The 17935-nt window shown below is 48.1% G+C and carries 14 protein-coding genes and 2 riboswitches; of the genes, 2 read left to right on the top strand and 12 right to left on the bottom strand.

The window, feature by feature from the left end; genetic code table 11:
• Nucleotides 1-27 precede the first annotated feature (27 nt).
• From DWV73_RS05415 to DWV73_RS05470, 12 genes are all read right to left on the bottom strand, one after another.
• Complete coding sequence (locus DWV73_RS05415) at nucleotides 28-2286, bottom strand: excinuclease ABC subunit UvrA (protein ID WP_117796062.1); 2259 nt, start codon at nucleotides 2284-2286, stop codon at nucleotides 28-30.
• 146 nt (nucleotides 2287-2432) lie between these two features.
• Complete coding sequence (locus tag DWV73_RS05420) at nucleotides 2433-3026, bottom strand: TetR/AcrR family transcriptional regulator (RefSeq protein WP_107001407.1); 594 nt, start codon at nucleotides 3024-3026, stop codon at nucleotides 2433-2435.
• A 204-nt stretch (nucleotides 3027-3230) separates the two neighbouring features.
• Nucleotides 3231-3986 (bottom strand): HesA/MoeB/ThiF family protein, encoded by a 756-nt coding sequence (locus DWV73_RS05425; RefSeq protein WP_181986216.1) that lies wholly within the window; start codon nucleotides 3984-3986, stop codon nucleotides 3231-3233.
• A 20-nt stretch (nucleotides 3987-4006) separates the two neighbouring features.
• A complete protein-coding gene (thiS, locus tag DWV73_RS05430; RefSeq protein WP_022360324.1) occupies nucleotides 4007-4204 on the bottom strand; it encodes a sulfur carrier protein ThiS in 198 nt (65 codons plus the stop codon).
• A 39-nt stretch (nucleotides 4205-4243) separates the two neighbouring features.
• Nucleotides 4244-6454: an aldehyde ferredoxin oxidoreductase C-terminal domain-containing protein gene (locus DWV73_RS05435; protein WP_207661050.1), complete on the bottom strand. Its 2211-nt coding sequence runs from the start codon at nucleotides 6452-6454 to the stop codon at nucleotides 4244-4246.
• Nucleotides 6455-6469: 15 nt separating this feature from the next.
• The gene (locus DWV73_RS05440; RefSeq protein ID WP_022360326.1) at nucleotides 6470-6856 is read right to left on the bottom strand and encodes a 4Fe-4S binding protein; all 387 of its coding nucleotides are present in this window, start codon (nucleotides 6854-6856) and stop codon (nucleotides 6470-6472) included.
• A complete protein-coding gene (locus DWV73_RS05445) occupies nucleotides 6856-7308 on the bottom strand; it encodes a rhodanese/MoeB/ThiF domain protein (protein WP_022360327.1) in 453 nt (150 codons plus the stop codon). The genes DWV73_RS05440 and DWV73_RS05445 overlap by 1 nt, the downstream gene beginning before the upstream one ends.
• A gap of 13 nt (nucleotides 7309-7321) precedes the next feature.
• Complete coding sequence (locus DWV73_RS05450) at nucleotides 7322-9229, bottom strand: molybdopterin biosynthesis protein (protein WP_117796064.1); 1908 nt, start codon at nucleotides 9227-9229, stop codon at nucleotides 7322-7324.
• Between the two features lie 74 nt (nucleotides 9230-9303).
• Nucleotides 9304-10533 carry a gephyrin-like molybdotransferase Glp gene (gene glp, locus DWV73_RS05455; protein WP_117796065.1) on the bottom strand — a complete coding sequence of 410 codons (1230 nt, stop codon included), beginning with the start codon at nucleotides 10531-10533 and terminating at the stop codon, nucleotides 9304-9306.
• Between the two features lie 249 nt (nucleotides 10534-10782).
• Nucleotides 10783-10923, bottom strand: a riboswitch (molybdenum cofactor riboswitch).
• 142 nt (nucleotides 10924-11065) lie between these two features.
• Nucleotides 11066-11776, bottom strand: a complete 711-nt coding sequence (locus DWV73_RS05460; RefSeq protein WP_107001403.1) for an ABC transporter ATP-binding protein — start codon at nucleotides 11774-11776, stop codon at nucleotides 11066-11068.
• A complete protein-coding gene (locus DWV73_RS05465; RefSeq protein ID WP_022360331.1) occupies nucleotides 11763-12446 on the bottom strand; it encodes an ABC transporter permease in 684 nt (227 codons plus the stop codon). The genes DWV73_RS05460 and DWV73_RS05465 overlap by 14 nt, the downstream gene beginning before the upstream one ends.
• A gap of 210 nt (nucleotides 12447-12656) precedes the next feature.
• Nucleotides 12657-13577: a substrate-binding domain-containing protein gene (locus tag DWV73_RS05470; RefSeq protein ID WP_117796145.1), complete on the bottom strand. Its 921-nt coding sequence runs from the start codon at nucleotides 13575-13577 to the stop codon at nucleotides 12657-12659.
• A 127-nt stretch (nucleotides 13578-13704) separates the two neighbouring features.
• Nucleotides 13705-13826: riboswitch (molybdenum cofactor riboswitch) on the bottom strand.
• Between the two features lie 587 nt (nucleotides 13827-14413).
• Here DWV73_RS05470 and DWV73_RS05475 point away from each other — a divergent pair.
• Both DWV73_RS05475 and hypD read left to right on the top strand, forming a co-directional pair.
• The gene (locus DWV73_RS05475) at nucleotides 14414-15334 is read left to right on the top strand and encodes a trans-4-hydroxy-L-proline dehydratase activase (protein WP_117796066.1); all 921 of its coding nucleotides are present in this window, start codon (nucleotides 14414-14416) and stop codon (nucleotides 15332-15334) included.
• A gap of 5 nt (nucleotides 15335-15339) precedes the next feature.
• Nucleotides 15340-17787 carry a trans-4-hydroxy-L-proline dehydratase gene (gene hypD / locus DWV73_RS05480; protein WP_117796067.1) on the top strand — a complete coding sequence of 816 codons (2448 nt, stop codon included), beginning with the start codon at nucleotides 15340-15342 and terminating at the stop codon, nucleotides 17785-17787.
• Nucleotides 17788-17935: the final 148 nt, after the last annotated feature.

Consider the following 17935-nt stretch of genomic DNA (forward strand, 5'->3'; position numbering starts at 1 on the left):
CGATGCATTCGGGATATTTTTCTTTATCTATAAGCTCTCCCGCAGATACTCCCGCGTCACACTCCGCTCCGCTTCCAGCATCTCCTTCGGTGTCCCGGCAAAGAGCAGACTGCCGCCTGCGAGTCCGCCGCCCGGTCCAAGCTCCACGATATAGTCGGCGTCCTTCATCATATCCAGGCTGTGCTCGATGATAAACAATGTATTGCCCTGATCGGTCATCCGGTTGAAAAGCTTCATCAGACGGCGGATATCGTCGAGATGCAGCCCGTCGGTCGGCTCATCCAGAATGAATATCTGTCCCCGCTCATCCAGCTTGCTCGCCAGCTTCACACGCTGCAGCTCGCCGCCGGAAAGCGTCGTCATCGACTGATTCAGGTGCAGGTAACCGAGTCCGACCTGTACCAGCGTATCGAGTTTCTTCACAAAATCCGCATCTTCAAAGAACTGGATCGCCTGACGGACGGTCATATCCATGACTTCCGCAATATTTTTTCCCTTGTACTGATAGTGCAGCACTTCCTCCGAATACCGCGTTCCGTGGCAGACTTCGCAAACCGTCTCAATCGAATCCATATATGCCATATCCGATATAATTACACCTTTTCCCTGGCACGCCGGGCAGGCGCCCTTGGAATTGAAACTGAAATATGCCTGTGCGACATGGTTCGCTTTCGCAAAAAGCGCCCGGATCGCATCCGCGATATCCAGATACGTCGCCGGGGTCGAACGCAGATTGATACCGATATCCTTCTGCCGGATCGAGATCACCTCGCCTGGATACTGGCTCGTAAAATATTCCATCAGGGAGCTTTTTCCCGAACCAGCCACACCAGCGATGACCGTCATCACGCCAAGCGGCAGTTTTACGCTCAGATCTTTTAAGTTATGAAGCTTCGCGTGCTCAACCTGATACCATCCGTTCGGCTTGCGGTACTCCATCTTCATCGGCGTTTTCGTCCGCAGCATCCGCCCGGTCACAGTGTCCGCTTTCAAAAGGTTCTCGTAGCTTCCCTGATACATGATCTGTCCACCGTTTATGCCCGCTTCCGGTCCCATATCCACAATGTGATCCGCCAGAGCGATGACTTCCCGGTGGTGTTCCACAATCATCACGGTATTTCCGTGCTCTTTCAGCTTGATCAGCGAATTTTTGAGATTCTGGATATCGCGCGAATGCAGTCCGACGCTCGGCTCATCCAGCACATACATCATATCGGTAAGCGGCGAATTGATGTAACGCGCGATCTTGATACGCTGCGCCTCGCCGCCGGAGAGAGTGTCGGTTCCACGGCTTAAAGAAAGATAGCTGAGTCCGATCTCAATCAGCGCATTCATCCGCTTCAGGATCTCGGTCTTGATATCGCGCGCCAGCGGATCGTCGATCTGGCGGATAAACTCTGCCGCCTCCGGGATCGGCATATCCGAAACCTCGCAGATATTTTTTCCGTTAATCAGGCAGCTACGGATCTTTGCATTCAGTCTCGCCCCGTGGCACTCCGGACACGTAAAGGTGCTGACAATGCGATCCAGCTCCTTCTTGTGAAGCTGTCCTTCCTTAGATGTAATGATACTGCGGTACATACGCGGATAAATGCCCTCGTACTTCGCGGACTTCGGCCAGTTTGCCGGCGGGTTTTTCAGGCGGATCTGCGGCGAATAGAGAAATAAATCCATCTCCTCCTTCGAATAATCCTTGATCTTCTTGTCCAAATCAAACAGACCGCTGTACGCGTACCGCTTCCACCGCCATGCACCGGTCGTGAACGCCGGCCACTGGATAACGCCCTCATCGTTTAGGCATTTATCAAAATCCACCAGCTTGTGGATGTCCAGCTCCGTCACAACGCCCAGGCCCTCACAGCGCTCACACTTGCCGCTCGGATGGTTGAAGGAAAAGCTGTCCGAATAGCCGACAAACGGTTTGCCCACACGTGAGAAGAGCAGGCGCAGCAGCGCATAGATATCGGTGTATGTGCCGACCGTTGAGCGGGAGTTTGCCACCGGCTTTTTCTGATCGATCACGATCGTGACCGGAAGATTCTCCATGCGCTCAACCTCCGGACGACCATATTTCGGCAGAAACTGCTGGACAAAACTTGGAAATGTCACATTCAGCTCCCGCCGCGACTCTGCCGCAATCGTATCAAGGCAGAGCGATGATTTGCCCGAACCGGACACACCGGTAAAAACTGTGATTTTCTTTTTCGGAATTTTCAACGACACATGTTTCAAGTTGTTTTCCGTTGCATTCACAATGCTTATGTACTCCTGATTTTCTCGTTCCATCTGGCATTTTTCCTTTCTTAAGCTGCATTTTCCCGTCCCAGGTTCCTTTATTTTAAAGGTACTCAATGCTATCCTGATCTGTACGCGGCTATCACGCACAAAAGCAGACAGAAAATACCCCTAAGAAGCATTTTCCGTCTGCTTTTTTATTTGACTTCCTGCTTTACACGCACTCCGCCGAACAGCAGAGGCATTGTCTTTCTTGTATACTCTCCAAGCGCATAGCCACCGTCTGAAATGCAGTAATCATAGATGATTGCCCTCTCGCAGAGTGCATACATATGTGCAATCTCGTAATATGGCATACTGCGGGTAATCTGCCCCCGGCGCTGCCCCTCATCGACCAGCTGATTTACCATCTTATAGTAAAAACGGTTCTGGTTTAAAAGATGCTTATCCCCCTTTGTCACCACCTGTGAGGAATAGAGTGACGCCAGAAGCCCTACCGGGATATCCGACTCTATCAGATCATGTACACTGAAGCAGAGCGTCATAAGCTTGTCAAAGCTGTCCATCTCCGGATCCAGCGCCTGCATTACCTCTTCATACTTTGCATCAAAGATCTCTGGGAGAGATGCCAGAAGCTCATCCTTTCCACTATAATAATGATAGAAGCTTCCCTTTGATGTTCCAGACTGCAGGATAATCTCATCGATCGTCGTCTCCTCATATCCCTTCTCATGAAACAATTTCCATGCAACACGGGCAATTTTTGCTTTTGTGTTATTACCCTTCGCCATTTACCTTTTACCTCTTAACTTCTCAATAATCGTAATTTCAGGGAAACATTCCTGGTTATCTAATTTACCTTTTTGTTTACCTGAATCCAGCCGAAAGCAGAGTGGATAATCTTCCTCATCTGCTTTCGGCAATCTAATTTATTTTATCATTCTTTTCCTGTGAAGTAAAGAGATTGTTCATAGTGTCTATTTTTAATATCGTTTTCACATCCGGTGAACTTTGGTATGTGCATGGCAGCTGCACTGGGGATGCACTGGAACTTCTATCAGATCCGTGGACCACGTTTTGGCATCAATGAACAGCATTTTTCCAATCAGCGGCTCTCCCTTGCCCAAAAGAAGCTTCAATACTTCTGCCGCCTGCATACACCCGATCATGCCGGGAATCACGCCAAGCACACCATAAGCAGCCGAATTCGGGTTTCCGGATGGGTCCTCTGCCTCCGGACAGAGACAGCGCAGACATGGTCCGTCCGATGCGAACACGGTAACCTGTCCCGCAAATTCACAGATAGCTCCATATACATCCGGCTTTCCCAGCTTCATACATGTGTCACTCAGCAGATAGCGGGTTGGAAAATTATCCGAAGCATCCACAATCACATCAAACTTTGCAAGAATTTCTTCTGCATTTTCAGCTGTAATCCCCTCTGGGTATACTTCTACCTGCACCGAATGATTCCGGCTCTGAAGCTGCTCCGCCGCCAGTTCTGCTTTTGCCTTTCCAATGTCCTGTTCCCGGTAAAGGATTTGACGCTGCAGATTGCTGACATCCACCCGGTCAAAATCAGCAATCCCGATCGTACCGACTCCTGCTGCTGCCAGATAGAGGCTGACGGGAGATCCAAGTCCCCCCGCCCCGACTACCAGCACCCGGCTTTCCGCCAGCTTTTTCTGTCCTTCTTCTCCTACCTCCGGCAGGAGAATATTTCTTTTATAGCGTTCTTTGTCTATCTCCAAACCAGCGTCTCCTTTCTGAATCAACCGCCCCCCAGTAAATGATAAATCTTCAAATCATCTGCTTCTTCAAGTGTTACTTTATCATAGTCTTCTGGCCAGACCAGCTGCCCATTTACCTTCACGACCAGCTTGGGCCAGGTAAATTTCATGTGTTCCATCACACCCCTGATTGTCAGTCCTTCATGCCAGTCCGGATATGGACGGTTATTCAGTACCATTATATCCACTTCCCTTCTGCAACGTATTAATGAATAGTCTTACTGAAGCGGCTCAACTACTTCCAAAAGCTCCGGAAGATCCATGCCAAGCTCTTTCAGGTGTGCAATTGTCGGAACACCGTTTAAATTCCAGCCGCGCTTCGGATATACCGCATCAATCAGCTTCTCATATTCCCCTTCTCTGTGCTTTCTAGTCGCAGCCATCTTTTCCTTTAAGGACATTTTTTCGACTTCTTCTTTTGTAAAACCAACCAGCTCTACCAGCTGACCATCGTAGCGCTCCTGACGGGACAGATATTCTTCTTCCGTAACCGGTCCCTGGGAACGGTATGGAATCGCATCGTCCGCACGCAGTCCCTTGCCAAGACGAATGTTGAAAACACGCTGGAAATTGTAGACGCGCTCGGACATTTTAATCATCTCATCCCTATCAATCTTGACCCCAGTAACACCATAATAAAGATCCAGATAGTTATCTACGTGCTCCGGTACCTTCGCCGGTTCATCGGTCAGGCTGTTGTCAGCCGGTACAATATCATTCCACGGCAGCTTGCAAAGTCCCAGAAGACCAAACCAGGTTCTAAACATCGGATAGTAATACAGCGCCTCCGCCTTATCCTCAAAGGTAGGAATCTGGTTATTTACCTGATCCATGAAAATCAGCCATGCCTCATCATGCTGCGGTCCCTTATTGGTCAGACCATAGCCGCCCTGCTGCGCCAGGGATTCTTTGGAAGCATACTCTGAATATTCAAGTCCCTTCTGTTCCATCGCAATATCATTCATGAAATCCATATCGCCCCAGCCCTGCGCTGCAAAATACTCTTTCTGCTTGTGGCTTCCAAGTGCCGCAATCTTGCCAAAGCCTTCGTTTCGCGCCATCTGGTGCAGCAGCTCCAGCTCCGCCTCTGCATTGCCCCATACAAGCTCCAGACCGCCGGTTCTCTCCTTATTCAGGATACCATTTTCATAGCATTCCATCAGGAAGGCAGTCATGGTGCCAAAGGAAATCGTATCAATGCCATATGTATCACAGTAGAAATTCACTTCCAGGATTACCTGCGGATCGGTTACACCGCAGTTCGGACCAACACCGGCTGCTGTCTCATACTCCGGACCATCCACACATACTTTATGTCCCTTATACGGACCTGTCTTTAATTCAAACTGATCGGCTGTTTTAGCACACGCCATCGAACATCCATACCAACATCCGTCCGCTCCGCCCTGGGTCAGCCATTTATTTCTCCATACCTCCGGTGCCATCTCATCGATCTTATCCGTTCCGCCATATTTATAATTGCGCGTCGGCAGAATATCATAATCGCTCATGATACGCAGGGAGTATGCTGTTCCGGATTTACGCATTGAATTCTGTTTGTCATCCTGTGTCGCCACCTCACGATGGAATTTCAGGCCATCCCGGTTCAGGATACTGATATCATATACATGGTTCAGATTTGCTTTTACGCCTTTAAAATGGCATACCAGCGCTTTAATGTGCTTGTCCGCAAAGACACGTCCGATACCACCACGTCCAGCCTGTTTTAAGCGAACTACATTTCTTTTCGGATCATAGAATGTAAAATTCAGCATAGAGAGGTTGCAATGATCCGCCGCTGAACCAGAACATACGACCGCCACGTTTTTGCGATCATTGTCATCCTCCGCATACATGGTTGTCAGCTCTTCTCCCAGTACATGTGCATCTTTATGCTCTAACGGTGCTTTTTCAATTGAAACGGTTCCCTTATTGCCATCGATGACAATAATCACGTCTTCCTCCGCTTTTCCAGTCAGCTCGATCACATCAAATCCGGAGAATTTTAAGAATGGGCCAAAATATCCGCCGACGTTTGAATCAATCGGGATATCTGTCATCGGTGAAATGCTGCATACCAGGCATTTTCCGGTACCGCCGTACTGCGTAATTCCGGCAATCGGTCCTGCCGACATGGTGATGGCATTTTCCGGAGAATTCCACTTTGTATCCGGATTCGTTGCATCCCACAGATAACGCAGGCAATAACCTTTTCCGCCGGTAAATTTTTCTTTGACCTCCTGAGGAATGTCGATCATATCGATGGTGTTATCTGTCACATTGATTCGAAGACGCTTATCCGTATATCCATGATACAGCGGCTTTGGCTCATATGTAACCTGATTGAGAACCGTGTGGGCCTCTTTCATTTTTTTGATTTCTTCCATATCTGCGTCCGCATAACGCGGAAGATCACACATTTTAATCATGCCTTTCTCCTCCTTTTACTCTTCTACCAGACGGATCGCTCCGGTCGGACATGCTTTTACGCACAATCCGCACGCCGTACATTTGGACGGCTCCAGATAATCATCACACTGTACCATAACATTCTCCGGACAGAATCCAACGCACATCAGACAGCCGGCACATTCTTTCTTATTCAGCCGGTAAACGCCTCTCGCATCCTCCGTAATCACACCTGTATTGCACACTTCAGAACATTTTCCACACTGTGTGCACACAGCAATATGATGGCTTCCATCCTCCTTGTCGGTAATGCGGATGCAGGATTTCATTGGATCCGAAACCTTGTAAAATGCCTTCGAACAGGCTTCTTCGCACTGGTGGCAGCCAATGCAGAGTGATTCATCTTTCTCTAATCGTCTCATCACAGTTCCTCCTTTTTGCCTAATTTCATTATTTCATCCGAAACAGATACATATCCGTCCCGAATCACTTCCAAAAATATGGCTCCTGCCGAAAGGCGGCAGAAAACTCCTTTTTCATGGTAAATACACTCTGGAAAACACTTTTTTCCATACCCGGAGACGCGGAACACCGCCCCTCCCGCCGCCAGAAGATCCCCCGTATTTAACTGGGTGGTATCGATTCCCTCCGTTATCAGGTTTGCCTTGTAGCGGCGGAAGCAGAGTCCCGGTTCTGTCTGCTTCTCCATCCAGTCCCGGGCTTCTCCCGCCAACAGCGAAGTCTGCCTTTCACCTCCCGCTGCATGCCGGTCACCCTCCATTCCGATCCCCCTTCGGAACCAGGCGCTCTCCACGGCTTCTCCCGGCTGTCCCCTCTGCCGGAACACATATAATTCACGCACAACTGCTCCCATCTAATCCCCTCTTTTATAAATATAAAATTTCTCCGGTTCTTGCCAGCCCATAACCACCGAGCTTCTCCACTCTCTCTGCAAACTCCCGGCTTTTCAAAACCGCCAGAAAATGCTGTACCGGTGGAAAATCCAAAAATCTGACTGGAATCGCAAAGTCATACTCTTCCCGTCCAATCTCAATAAAATCAAGTCCCATTGCCCTAGCTGCCGACTGGATTCCCATGCCCGCGTCTGCATCGCCGCCGGACACGGCAGCCGCCACTGCCATATGCGTTGCCGCCTCTCTGTCATATCCGTGAATCTCTTCCGGTGAAATACCGGCTTCCTTCAGCTTATAATCAAAAAGGACTCTTGTCCCCGCTCCTCTCTGTCGGTTGACATAATTCAAGCCACGTAGATCTTCAATTTCATGGATTCCAAGCGGATTTCCTTTTTTTACGATAATTCCCTGAATTCGCTCAACGCCCTTAACAAGTGCCATTTTTTCACCCGCAAACAGTTTTTTCAGGATCGCAATATTATATTCTCCTGTCTCTTCATCCAGCAGGTGGGTCGGAGCCAGATGCGCCTCTCCCCGCTTTAATGCCATTAAACCGCCCATACTGCCTACATGCGTACTGGAAAGGTAATTACCCGGGTACATACACGGCAGCAAATCTGCCATCACATCCAGAATCAGATCATGGCTTCCGATTGCCACTGCCGTACTTCCAATTTCCTCCAGGGAACGGTATAGCTCTACGTCAACGGTATCTCCCGCCTCGACCCCCTCGCTGTTCTGAGGAATCACACAGAATCCGTCTGCCCGCACCAGGCTCATTGCTGCTCCCGCCCCGCGCGCCAGTGGAGAAGCGACGAGCTTGTCACCCACTTCTCCTACCTTCACCCGCACATACTCTTTATGTTTCAGGGATGATACAAGGCGTTTGGATATGACAGCCCGCACCGTCGTGCCGCCTGTTTCTGTACGTCCTGCCAGTTTCTGCAGCACAGGAATCACAAAATTTTCAAAGTTGATATAGGCGGATACCGGATATCCCGGAAGTCCGATTACCGGTTTTCCATTGACAATCGCCAATATTACCGGTTTTCCCGGCTTGATTGCCACCCCGTGTACCAGAACCTCCCCCAATTCCCGAAGTACATGAACCGTAAAATCTTCAGTTCCTGCACTGGAGCCGGCATTGACAATCACCATGTCATAGTTTTCAACCGCCTCTGCCACCTTTGCTTTCAATGTTTCATATTCATCCGCAATCGGCGGAAAACGATGGGGCGCACCGCCATGTTCCGTTACCAGTGCCTCAAACACTCTCGAATTCGATTCGATGATGTCCCCATCCCTGGGTTCCTGTCCCGGCTCTATGATTTCGGTTCCCGTCGGAAAAATCGCTACCGACGGCTTTTTCAACACCTCAATCTCTGTAATTCCGCCAGACAGGAGAACACCTATATCAATCGGGCGTATCTCATGATAACCGGGCATCAGCATCTCACCCGCTACGATATCTTCTCCGATCGGACGCACATGCTGCCATGATGCAGCTGCATCCGTAATCTGCACCGATCCGTCTTCCTGCTCCAGCAGATCCTCCGCCATGATAACTGCATCGCATGGTGCGTGAATCGGATCGCCCGTATCCACCACTGTAAAATCTGTACCCGGATACAGGGTAAGTGGTTTCCGCTCCGATGCTCCCTTTGTTTTCTCTGCCTCAACCGCGATTCCATCCATCGCCGCCGCATTATAAAGCGGGGAACAATATTTCGCATAGACTGCCTCTTTTGTAATCCGGTGCAGACTTTCCGTCACGGGAATCCATTCTGCCTTGGGGCTTAATAATTCCCCCAGTGCTTTCTGGTAAAGGGCTTTTGCCTCCTCCACCGGTGTATTATTCAGATATAAATTTCTCTTTCCCATCTCTGCCTCTATTCTGTTTCCACCAGGCTCTGCCGATCCTTTATTCTCCGTCGCCCTTCTGGAAGCAATTCATTTTAAAAACGGTATACCTTCACCTGCTCACCCTTCTTCAGTCCCTCCTGATTCATATCAATCAGAACGTAGCCGTCTGCCTCTGCCATCGTCGAAATCAAGCCTGATTTTCCAAATACCGGTTCTGCCTCCAGCCCCTGCGGAGCCATCTGAAGCTTTACCAGCAGGCAGGTTGTTTTTCCGGGTGCCCCCGCCAGGTTCGTTGTCATAAAGGCTTCTAGCGGAGGTTGATCTGGCTGACCGGTTACCTGCTTCCAGAGCCACACAAATAATAAGTGGAAAACGGTAAGCGCTGCTGCCGGATGCCCAGGAAGTCCTCCTAACAGCGTATTTTTCTCTTTATCATATCCCAGAATCGTCGGTTTTCCCGGTTTCAGTGCCAGCCCATGGGTAAATACTCCCTCCTTGGAGATGCGGTTTAATATCTCCATAGTCATGTCCTTCTTTCCCTGGGAACTTCCTCCGGAGATCAAAATCAAATCACATGCTTTGACCGCCTCCCTGATTTTCTCCTCTAAAAGTACCTCTTCATCCCTCACCGCCTCTGCCGAAACAAGCTCCAGACCTGTCTTCTTCACATAACAGGACAGCGCCCATGTATTAATATCCCGCACCTGTCCCGGTCCAGGAACCTGATCGATCCTGACCAGTTCGTCGCCCGTCGATAGAATTGCCACCTTCCACGGTTTAAAAACCGGAACCTGAACCACGCCAAGCGCTGCCAATGTTCCCGCCTGCGCCGGGCCAATCCGGGTTCCCGCTTTAAGGACTATATCCCCGGTTTTTACATCTTCTCCCGGAAGCACGATGCATTTCCCATACGGAACATTTTCATACAGGGCAACCTCATCTGTTCCGAACCGTTCACTGTATTCTACCATCACCATGGCATCTGCCCCTTCCGGAACCATGCCGCCGGTCGGCACATAGGCGCAGGTACCCGGTTCAATCTTTGATACCGCCGGATGTCCTATCTCTACTTCTTCCAGCACCTTCAGAAAAACCGGGATACTTTCCGTTGCGCCCGCCGTGTCCTTTGAACAGACTGCATACCCGTCTACACTGGAACGGCGGAATGCCGGAATCATTTCCCCAGAGACAATATCTTCTGCTAAAATACGGTCAGATGCATCTGCAAGCGCAACGTGCTCCGTTTCTGGCAGGCACTCTTTTGCCGCTTTAAGCAAACGTTCCCGCGCCTGCGCCAGCGTATCAACTTTCAATAACTTCATAATTCCTCCCTTGCGGCATGATTCTTCTTCGCGAAGGTATGCATCCACGCGAAGTGCTTCTGATTCATGGACCGCCTCTCCGAATGAAACAAAAAAACGAATACAGAAAACATTCCGCTCTCTGTATCCGTTCCTGATGATGCAGTCTGCCTCTTATGGCTTTCTGCTGATATGCACTTATCTACATCAGGCTTTGCTTGGGCTGGCGGAATTTACTGCTCTTTTCCAGAACTTCCGGGTCTTCATCCCGGTCATCCGAGAGCTATTCCTTTCCAATGCATCGTCTGATGCGGGGAGGCACCCGCGTTTCCCCGGATACCCATTGGCTTTTCTTCCATCCTGTGAATCGGTTCACAGCTTAGGCAGAAAAGCTCGAAATCAACTCTGTATAACTGCCGCTCTCGTGCGACAATTCTCTTTCTCATGATTTTCTACCAGAAATTATACCACATTTTCACAAACTGTGTCAATCATCCCAAGCAAAACTCTTTCCATTTTTTTCACATCCAGCGCAATCGTCTCGCATTTTTATTCATATTTCTGAATTTTTTTCATTTTCACGATATGAAACCTCTGTATCTGCCAGATATCGGCGTATGGACGGATGCGACGGGTGAAGAAGGATTTCTTCCGGTGTTCCAGACACCAGAACATTCCCCTGCTCCATAAAATGTACCTGGTCACAAATCTTGCGGACATGCACCAGCTGATGGCTGATTAGCAGCCATGTCATCTTATTTTTCGTCTGCTGCTCCCGCATCAGCTGTTCAAACAATTCTGTACTGTCAGGATCCAGGTTGGAAAGAGTTTCATCAACAATCACAAACGCAGGGTCAAATACCAGGGCCCTGATAAATGATAATTTCTGCTGTTCCCCGCTGCTCAGGGAACGGGCATACTGATTTTTTTTCTGCAGAAGCCCACATCGTTCCAGCCAGGCATCCATCTTCGCCTCATCTGGGCGGATTCCCCGTATTTTCAGCGGATAGATCAGGTTCTGATACACCGTATCATGCAAAAGATACGGTCTCTGTGTTGTCATCGTGATATCCCGGGGTGTCAGTCCCTCGTAATCAATCCTCCCGCCATCTGGAACCAATATCCCCTGTATCAGCTTGGAAAGTGTTGTTTTTCCGCAGCCATTAGTTCCTATCAGACCATGAACCTTCCCGCTCTCCAGATACAGTTCCTCGATTTGAAGCGTAAACTGACCCATCTTCTTTTGCAGCTTAGAGATTTTCATCCGGTGTCTCCTCCTGTCTGAAATGTTCTGCCAATGTCTGTACCGCAAATGCCAGAAGCATCAGGATCACTCCCAAAAATACCCCTTCATAATAATCGCCTGCACCTTTCAGGGTTGAAATCGCAGTCGTCATTGTCCGGGTGCTGTTTTTTATATTTCCACCTACCAGAAAGACCGCCCCGACCTCACTGATGGAACGCCCATATCCAGACACAACCGCAAAATAAATTTCATTTTTCATTTCACGCAGCAGAAGCCGCGCGGTCTGATGCCGGTCAGCTCCCATCGTCCTGGCAAATGCCCGGATCGAAGGCGCCGTGCGGACCGCATATGAATATACCATTCCACAGACGATCGGAGTGATGATCAGAACCTGAGCTGCCACCATTCCTTTGATCGTAAATACCCATCGAAGCGCCCCAAACGGACCTTTTTTTCTCAAAAGCATATATGTGAGCAGTCCGATGACGACCGGAGGTGCTCCCATCAAGGTCCGGTTCACGCGGACTACCAGCTTTTTTCCTGGAAATTTCGTCTGCTCCAGCACAAGTCCCAGAAAAATTCCAAGCATGGACGCAATCAAGGTTGACCAGAAAGACATCACCAGTGTTACCCGGATAGAATCTATCACTCCGACCGTACCAAAAAATTTTGAAAACAGGTTTCCCATATTTTTTCTCCCAGCATATCCACTGAAACACCTTATGTTCTGCAGGCGTTCTCATTTTCTCAATTCTTAATGACAGAAAAACCGGAAAAAGTGCATCCTCCCTTCTCCGGTTTCCTGTTTATACATTATAAATTCTGCAAGGTTCAACTGCCTGCTTTATTCGTTTAAATACGCTAATTCCTGCACTGCCGCATATCATCCGGCAGTATTCTATTTCTGCTCTGCATTCGGGAAGAATAACGGCTCGCCGTACTCCTTTACGCCGTATTCACCGATCAGCGTCTGGATTTCCGGAGAACAGATCCACTTGATAAACGTATTCGCCGCCTCGTTGTTGACATCCGGATATTTCTCCGGATTTACTGCGATAACGCCGTACTGGTTTAAAAGTTCCTTGCTGCCTTCACATACAATATCCATATCCGGGAAATCTGCCTTCTTGGCAAGCCAGGTACCACGGTCAGACAGGCAGTAGCCGCCTTTTTCATCTGCCATCGCCAGTGTATCAGCCATTCCAGCGCCTGCCGATACATAGTTTGGATTGCTCTCATAATCTGTAATTCCCAGCTTCTCCCAGATTCCGGTCTCCTTGTTATGGGTACCAGAGTTGTCTCCACGGGACACAAATGTCAGCTGCTCGTCCATGATCTGTTTAAATGCAGCGTTGATATCATCCGTCTTTGTAATCGGACCATCCTTCGGTCCTACGATCACGAAATCATTATACATAACCTGGAAGCGCTCTACACCGTAGCCGCTCTCCACAAATTCTTCTTCTTTTGCTTTAGAATGAACCAGTATCACATCGACTTCACCATCTTTTGCTTTCTGAATCGCATCACCGGTTCCTACTGCCGTCCACTGTAAGTCAATACCTGTATCCTCTAAAAAGATTGGCTTTAAGTAATCCAGAAGACCTGTATTATCGGTACTGGTCGTCGTTGCCATCAGAAGCGTCTCTCCGGATGCTTCCTTGGTCTCCTCTGCACTGCTTTCCTCAGCAGCCTCTGCGGTTGTCTCTGCGGCGCTTTCCGCCTCCGTTGTCTCTTTTGCGCTTCCGGAGCAGGCTGTCATAGACAATGCTGTCATGGCCGCCATTGCCAATGCAATGATTCTGTTTGTCTTCTTCATGAAATTGTTCTTCTCCCTTCTTTTGTTTAAGAATACGCTGAAAAACATTTCATCGGAACGAGACTCTGGCAGAGGATGCGCCGCCTTTTACCAGCTGCCTTTCTTCCTAATAAGCAGCAAGTCCTACTTCTCTTTCCAATGCATTTCTTTCCAAATGCGGGAGGCATCCGAGTTTCCCCTGATACCCATTGGCTGTAAACCCTGACAATATACTGTGTTAGGTTTTTCAGCTCGAAATATAGTTTTCCTGGCTTCTGCTGTCCGGGTTCTTCTGATACTTCCCGAAACATCCTTATACATTTTTACTATACCATGTCAAAATTCCTCTTGTCAACCGGGCAACTTTCACATGAGCGAAATTTTTTCATTTTTTCAAGCTTCTTATTTATTTTGTTTTTTCTTTTCTACTGCTCTTTTCTACTGTTATTCTGGATTTTTAGTCTTTTTTCACTTCTATCTTGATTTTCCCTTTTCATATTTGTGCGATGCTCTTTTAACTGTGCTTAATTTTTTGTTTTTGTTTTATATATTATGAATATTCAAACCATTTTATCTTTTCTACAATTTTCACTTTCTTTTCACGCATAATATCCTCATTTTTTCCGATTGTAAGCCCCATTTTTCTATGGTATCTTATATGTTATATTAATTTTCTTTTATAGTCATTCCGCACTCCGCTTGTTTCAGCGTGATCGGATGATTATTTTTCAGATTCGTCTGTTAAAAATTAAATTAATACATTTTTTTCAATTTACTCTTGTATTCTTGAGTTGGTTGTAGTATTATAGACTCAGAACTAGAACACAGTCTAGTTTTTTGCAAAGGAGGGGGAAAGGATGGCAGAAACTCCTTACATATTTAACATCCAGAAATTTTCAACGCACGACGGTGATGGTGTCCGCACCACGATTTTCTTCAAGGGATGTCCCTTACGCTGTATGTGGTGCCACAACCCGGAGAGTCAGCATTATTATAAGGAACTGATTTTTCATCAGCACAAATGTACCACCTGCGGCCGATGCGTTGCAAAATGTAAACAGGGAGCCAATTCCATCGTAGACGGCAAGATTGTATTTGACCGTTCCAAGTGTACCGCCTGCGGCGTCTGTACCGATTGGTGCATCACAGAGGCCCGGGAGTTAGCCGGTAAGGAATACACGGTAGATGCACTTGTCAAGGAAGCGATGAAGGACAAAATCTTCTATGAACAATCCGGCGGCGGTGTAACACTTTCCGGCGGTGAGGTTATGGCTTCCCAGCATATGGACTATGTGGAAGAGGTCTGTCGCAAGCTCCACGAGAACGGTGTCAGCGTTTTCATCGACACCAGCGGCTACACAGACTATGAGAATCTGAAGCGGATTCTTCCTTACGTAGATGTTTTTCTCTACGACATCAAAGTGATGGATCCGAAAGACCACAAGAAGTTTATTGGCGTTGACAATTCACTAATTCTAGAGAACTTAAAGAAATTAAGTGATGAGGGCGCTGGTCTTTACATCCGGCTTCCGATTATCCAGCAGGTCAACGCAACCGATGAACACATTGAAAGTGTCATCCATTTCCTGAAAGAAAACAATATTCACGCACGTCAGGTAAACCTTTTACCTTATCATGACATCGGAAAGGGTAAATACGCCAGCCTCGACATGGAGTACCATGAGGATGAGATGAGCGTACCGGTGTCCGAGCTTATGGAACACTTTAAGTCCATGTTCGAAGAACAGGGATTCAACAAAGTCAATATAGGAGGATGATTTAAATGGCAGAGAAAATTGATACTTCATTCGTAATCAACACACCAGAAGGTCTGTTAAAAGACAATGACCGCGGATGCACCGAGAGAATTAAAAGACTGAGAAGAATCAGTCATTCCACCCAGCCGCATCTGGATCTGGAAAGAGCCAAAATTGAAACCGATGTTTACAAAGAGTACGAAGGTTCCGTATCTGTACCGGTTTTAAGAGCTCTCGTTCTGAAAGAGTACTTCTCCAGAAAAACTCTTTACTTAGGCGAGGATGAGCTGTTAGTTGGTGAGAAGGGCAAAGACCCGCAGTGTTCACCGACTTTCCCGGAGCTGTGCTGTCACACCATCGAAGATATGCACATCATGAATGATCGTAAACTGGTTAACTTCACTGTTACCGAAGACGATCTGAAGCTTCAGGAAGAAGAGATCATTCCGTACTGGAAGAACCGTGCAGTCAGAGAGCATCTCTTAAAAGCTATGACCCAGGAATGGAGAGACTGCTATGAGGTTGGTATGTTTACCGAGTTCATGGAGCAGCGTGGACCGGGCCATACAGCCGGCGGCAAGAACTTCTACATCAAGGGCTACGGCGATTACAAGAAAGAGATCGCGCAGGCTATCAAAGATCTTGACTACTTCAATGATCCGGAAGCTTATGACAAAGAGCAGGAGCTTCGCGCTATGGATATCTGCTGCGATGCTATCATTATCTTAGGTAAGAGATATCATGATCTGGCTCTTGAGAAGGCTGCTGAGGAGAAGGATCCGGTCAGAAAAGCAGAGCTTGAGCAGATTGCAGCTAACTGTGCCGTTGTTCCGGAGCACAAACCGGAGACCTACTGGCAGGCACTTCAGATGTACTGGTTTACACACCTTGGCGTTACAACCGAGTTAAACCCGTGGGATGCATTTACACCGGGCCGTCTGGATCAGCATCTGATTCCGTTCTATGAGAAAGATACCGCTGCAGGTACTCTGGATGATACCAGAGCTCTTGAGCTTCTTGAGTGTCTCTGGGTTAAACTGTTCAACTCTCCGGCTCCGGTTAAGGTTGGCGTAACCTTAAAAGAGTCCGGTACATACGTAGACTTCGCAAACATCAACTCCGGCGGTGTGAAGGAAGATGGTACAGACGCAGTTAACGCTGTTTCTTACTTAATCCTTGACTGTATGGAAGATATGAGACAGAACCAGCCAAACTCCAACGTACAGATTTCCAAGGTTACTCCGGATAAGTTCTTAAAGAGAGCTTGCGAGATCGCTCGTCAGGGTTGGGGCCAGCCGGCATTCTACAATACCGATGAGCTGATTCAGGAGCTGGTAAATCAGGGCAAATCTCTGGTTGACGCCAGAAACGCAGGATGCTCCGGATGTGTTGAGACAGGTGCATGGGGAACCGAGGCTTATTGGCTGACCGGTTACTTAAACATCCCTAAGTGCTTACAGCTCGCTCTGTATGATGGCTACGATGTAATGTTCAAAAAACAGATCGGACCGCACACCGGCAAGGCAGAAGACTTCAAATCCTATGACGAACTGTGGAACGCATTCAAGACACAGCTTGAGTACATCATCGATGTTAAGATGCGCGGCAACCTGGTTATCGAGAGAATCTACTCTCAGATGATGCCGGCTCCGTTCCTTTCCATCTGTACCGATGACTGTATCAAGAAAGGTAAAGACTACAACGCAGGCGGCCCGAGATACAACACAAGCTACATCCAGGGTGTTGGTATCGGTACTATCTCCGATGCACTCTCCGCTATCAAGTTCAACGTATTTGACAATCAAAAGTTTACCATGAAAGAACTCATCGACGCTATGAACGACGATTTCAAGGGCCATGAGGACATTCTGAACCTAGTTAAGAATAAAACTCCGAAATACGGCAACGATGATGATTATGCAGATGACATCATGGTAAGTGTATTCAATGAGTACAAAGATTATATTACCGGCAGACCGACCACCAGAGGCGGTGTATATCATGTAGATATGCTTCCGACCACCTGCCACGTATACTTCGGTGATGTTATGATCGCTACTCCGAACGGCCGTCTGGCTCATAATCCTCTGTCTGAGGGTATCTCTCCTGAGAAGGGTGCTGATATCAACGGACCGACCGCAGTTGTTAAATCCTGCTCCAAGATGAACCACTGTGAGACCGGCGGTACTCTGCTGAACCAGAAGTTTACTCCGGCTGCTATCGCAGGCGAGAAGGGTATTGACAACCTGGCTGCTCTGATTCGTTCCTACTTTGCTATGAACGGACATCATATGCAGTTTAACGTTATCGACCGCCAGACTCTGATTGAAGCTCAGAAGAACCCGGAGGAATACAAAGAACTGATCGTCCGCGTAGCCGGATACAGTGACTACTTCCGTAACCTGGATAAACCGCTTCAGAATGAGATCATTGAGAGAACCGAGCAGAGCTTTGGAGGCTGTGGCTGCTGTTAATTGCTCGCAACAGTTTGACAACTCTAAAAGTTTTCATTGCAACATATTAATGCCTTCTATGAAAATGATATAGCCCCAAAAGGGCGGAAAGCCCCGGCAGCGAAACTGCCGGGGCTTTCTTATTTCTTTATCCTTATCTCAATATCAG

This window comes from Clostridium sp. AF12-41 (genome assembly GCF_003461685.1).
GTDB lineage: Bacteria > Bacillota > Clostridia > Lachnospirales > Lachnospiraceae > Otoolea > Otoolea fessa.

Excerpts from the sequence above, each read along its gene's own strand:
- DWV73_RS05415 (WP_117796062.1), bottom strand. The coding sequence starts at position 2,286 with ATGGAACGAGAAAATCAGGAGTACATAAGCATTGTGAATGCAACGGAA.
- DWV73_RS05420 (WP_107001407.1), bottom strand. The coding sequence starts at position 3,026 with ATGGCGAAGGGTAATAACACAAAAGCAAAAATTGCCCGTGTTGCATGG.
- thiS (WP_022360324.1), bottom strand. The coding sequence starts at position 4,204 with ATGGTACTGAATAACCGTCCATATCCGGACTGGCATGAAGGACTGACA.
- DWV73_RS05435 (WP_207661050.1), bottom strand. The coding sequence starts at position 6,454 with ATGATTAAAATGTGTGATCTTCCGCGTTATGCGGACGCAGATATGGAA.
- DWV73_RS05440 (WP_022360326.1), bottom strand. The coding sequence starts at position 6,856 with ATGAGACGATTAGAGAAAGATGAATCACTCTGCATTGGCTGCCACCAG.
- DWV73_RS05445 (WP_022360327.1), bottom strand. The coding sequence starts at position 7,308 with ATGGGAGCAGTTGTGCGTGAATTATATGTGTTCCGGCAGAGGGGACAG.
- DWV73_RS05450 (WP_117796064.1), bottom strand. The coding sequence starts at position 9,229 with ATGGGAAAGAGAAATTTATATCTGAATAATACACCGGTGGAGGAGGCA.
- glp (WP_117796065.1), bottom strand. The coding sequence starts at position 10,533 with ATGAAGTTATTGAAAGTTGATACGCTGGCGCAGGCGCGGGAACGTTTG.
- DWV73_RS05460 (WP_107001403.1), bottom strand. The coding sequence starts at position 11,776 with ATGAAAATCTCTAAGCTGCAAAAGAAGATGGGTCAGTTTACGCTTCAA.
- DWV73_RS05465 (WP_022360331.1), bottom strand. The coding sequence starts at position 12,446 with ATGGGAAACCTGTTTTCAAAATTTTTTGGTACGGTCGGAGTGATAGAT.
- DWV73_RS05470 (WP_117796145.1), bottom strand. The coding sequence starts at position 13,577 with ATGAAGAAGACAAACAGAATCATTGCATTGGCAATGGCGGCCATGACA.
- DWV73_RS05475 (WP_117796066.1), top strand. The coding sequence starts at position 14,414 with ATGGCAGAAACTCCTTACATATTTAACATCCAGAAATTTTCAACGCAC.
- hypD (WP_117796067.1), top strand. The coding sequence starts at position 15,340 with ATGGCAGAGAAAATTGATACTTCATTCGTAATCAACACACCAGAAGGT.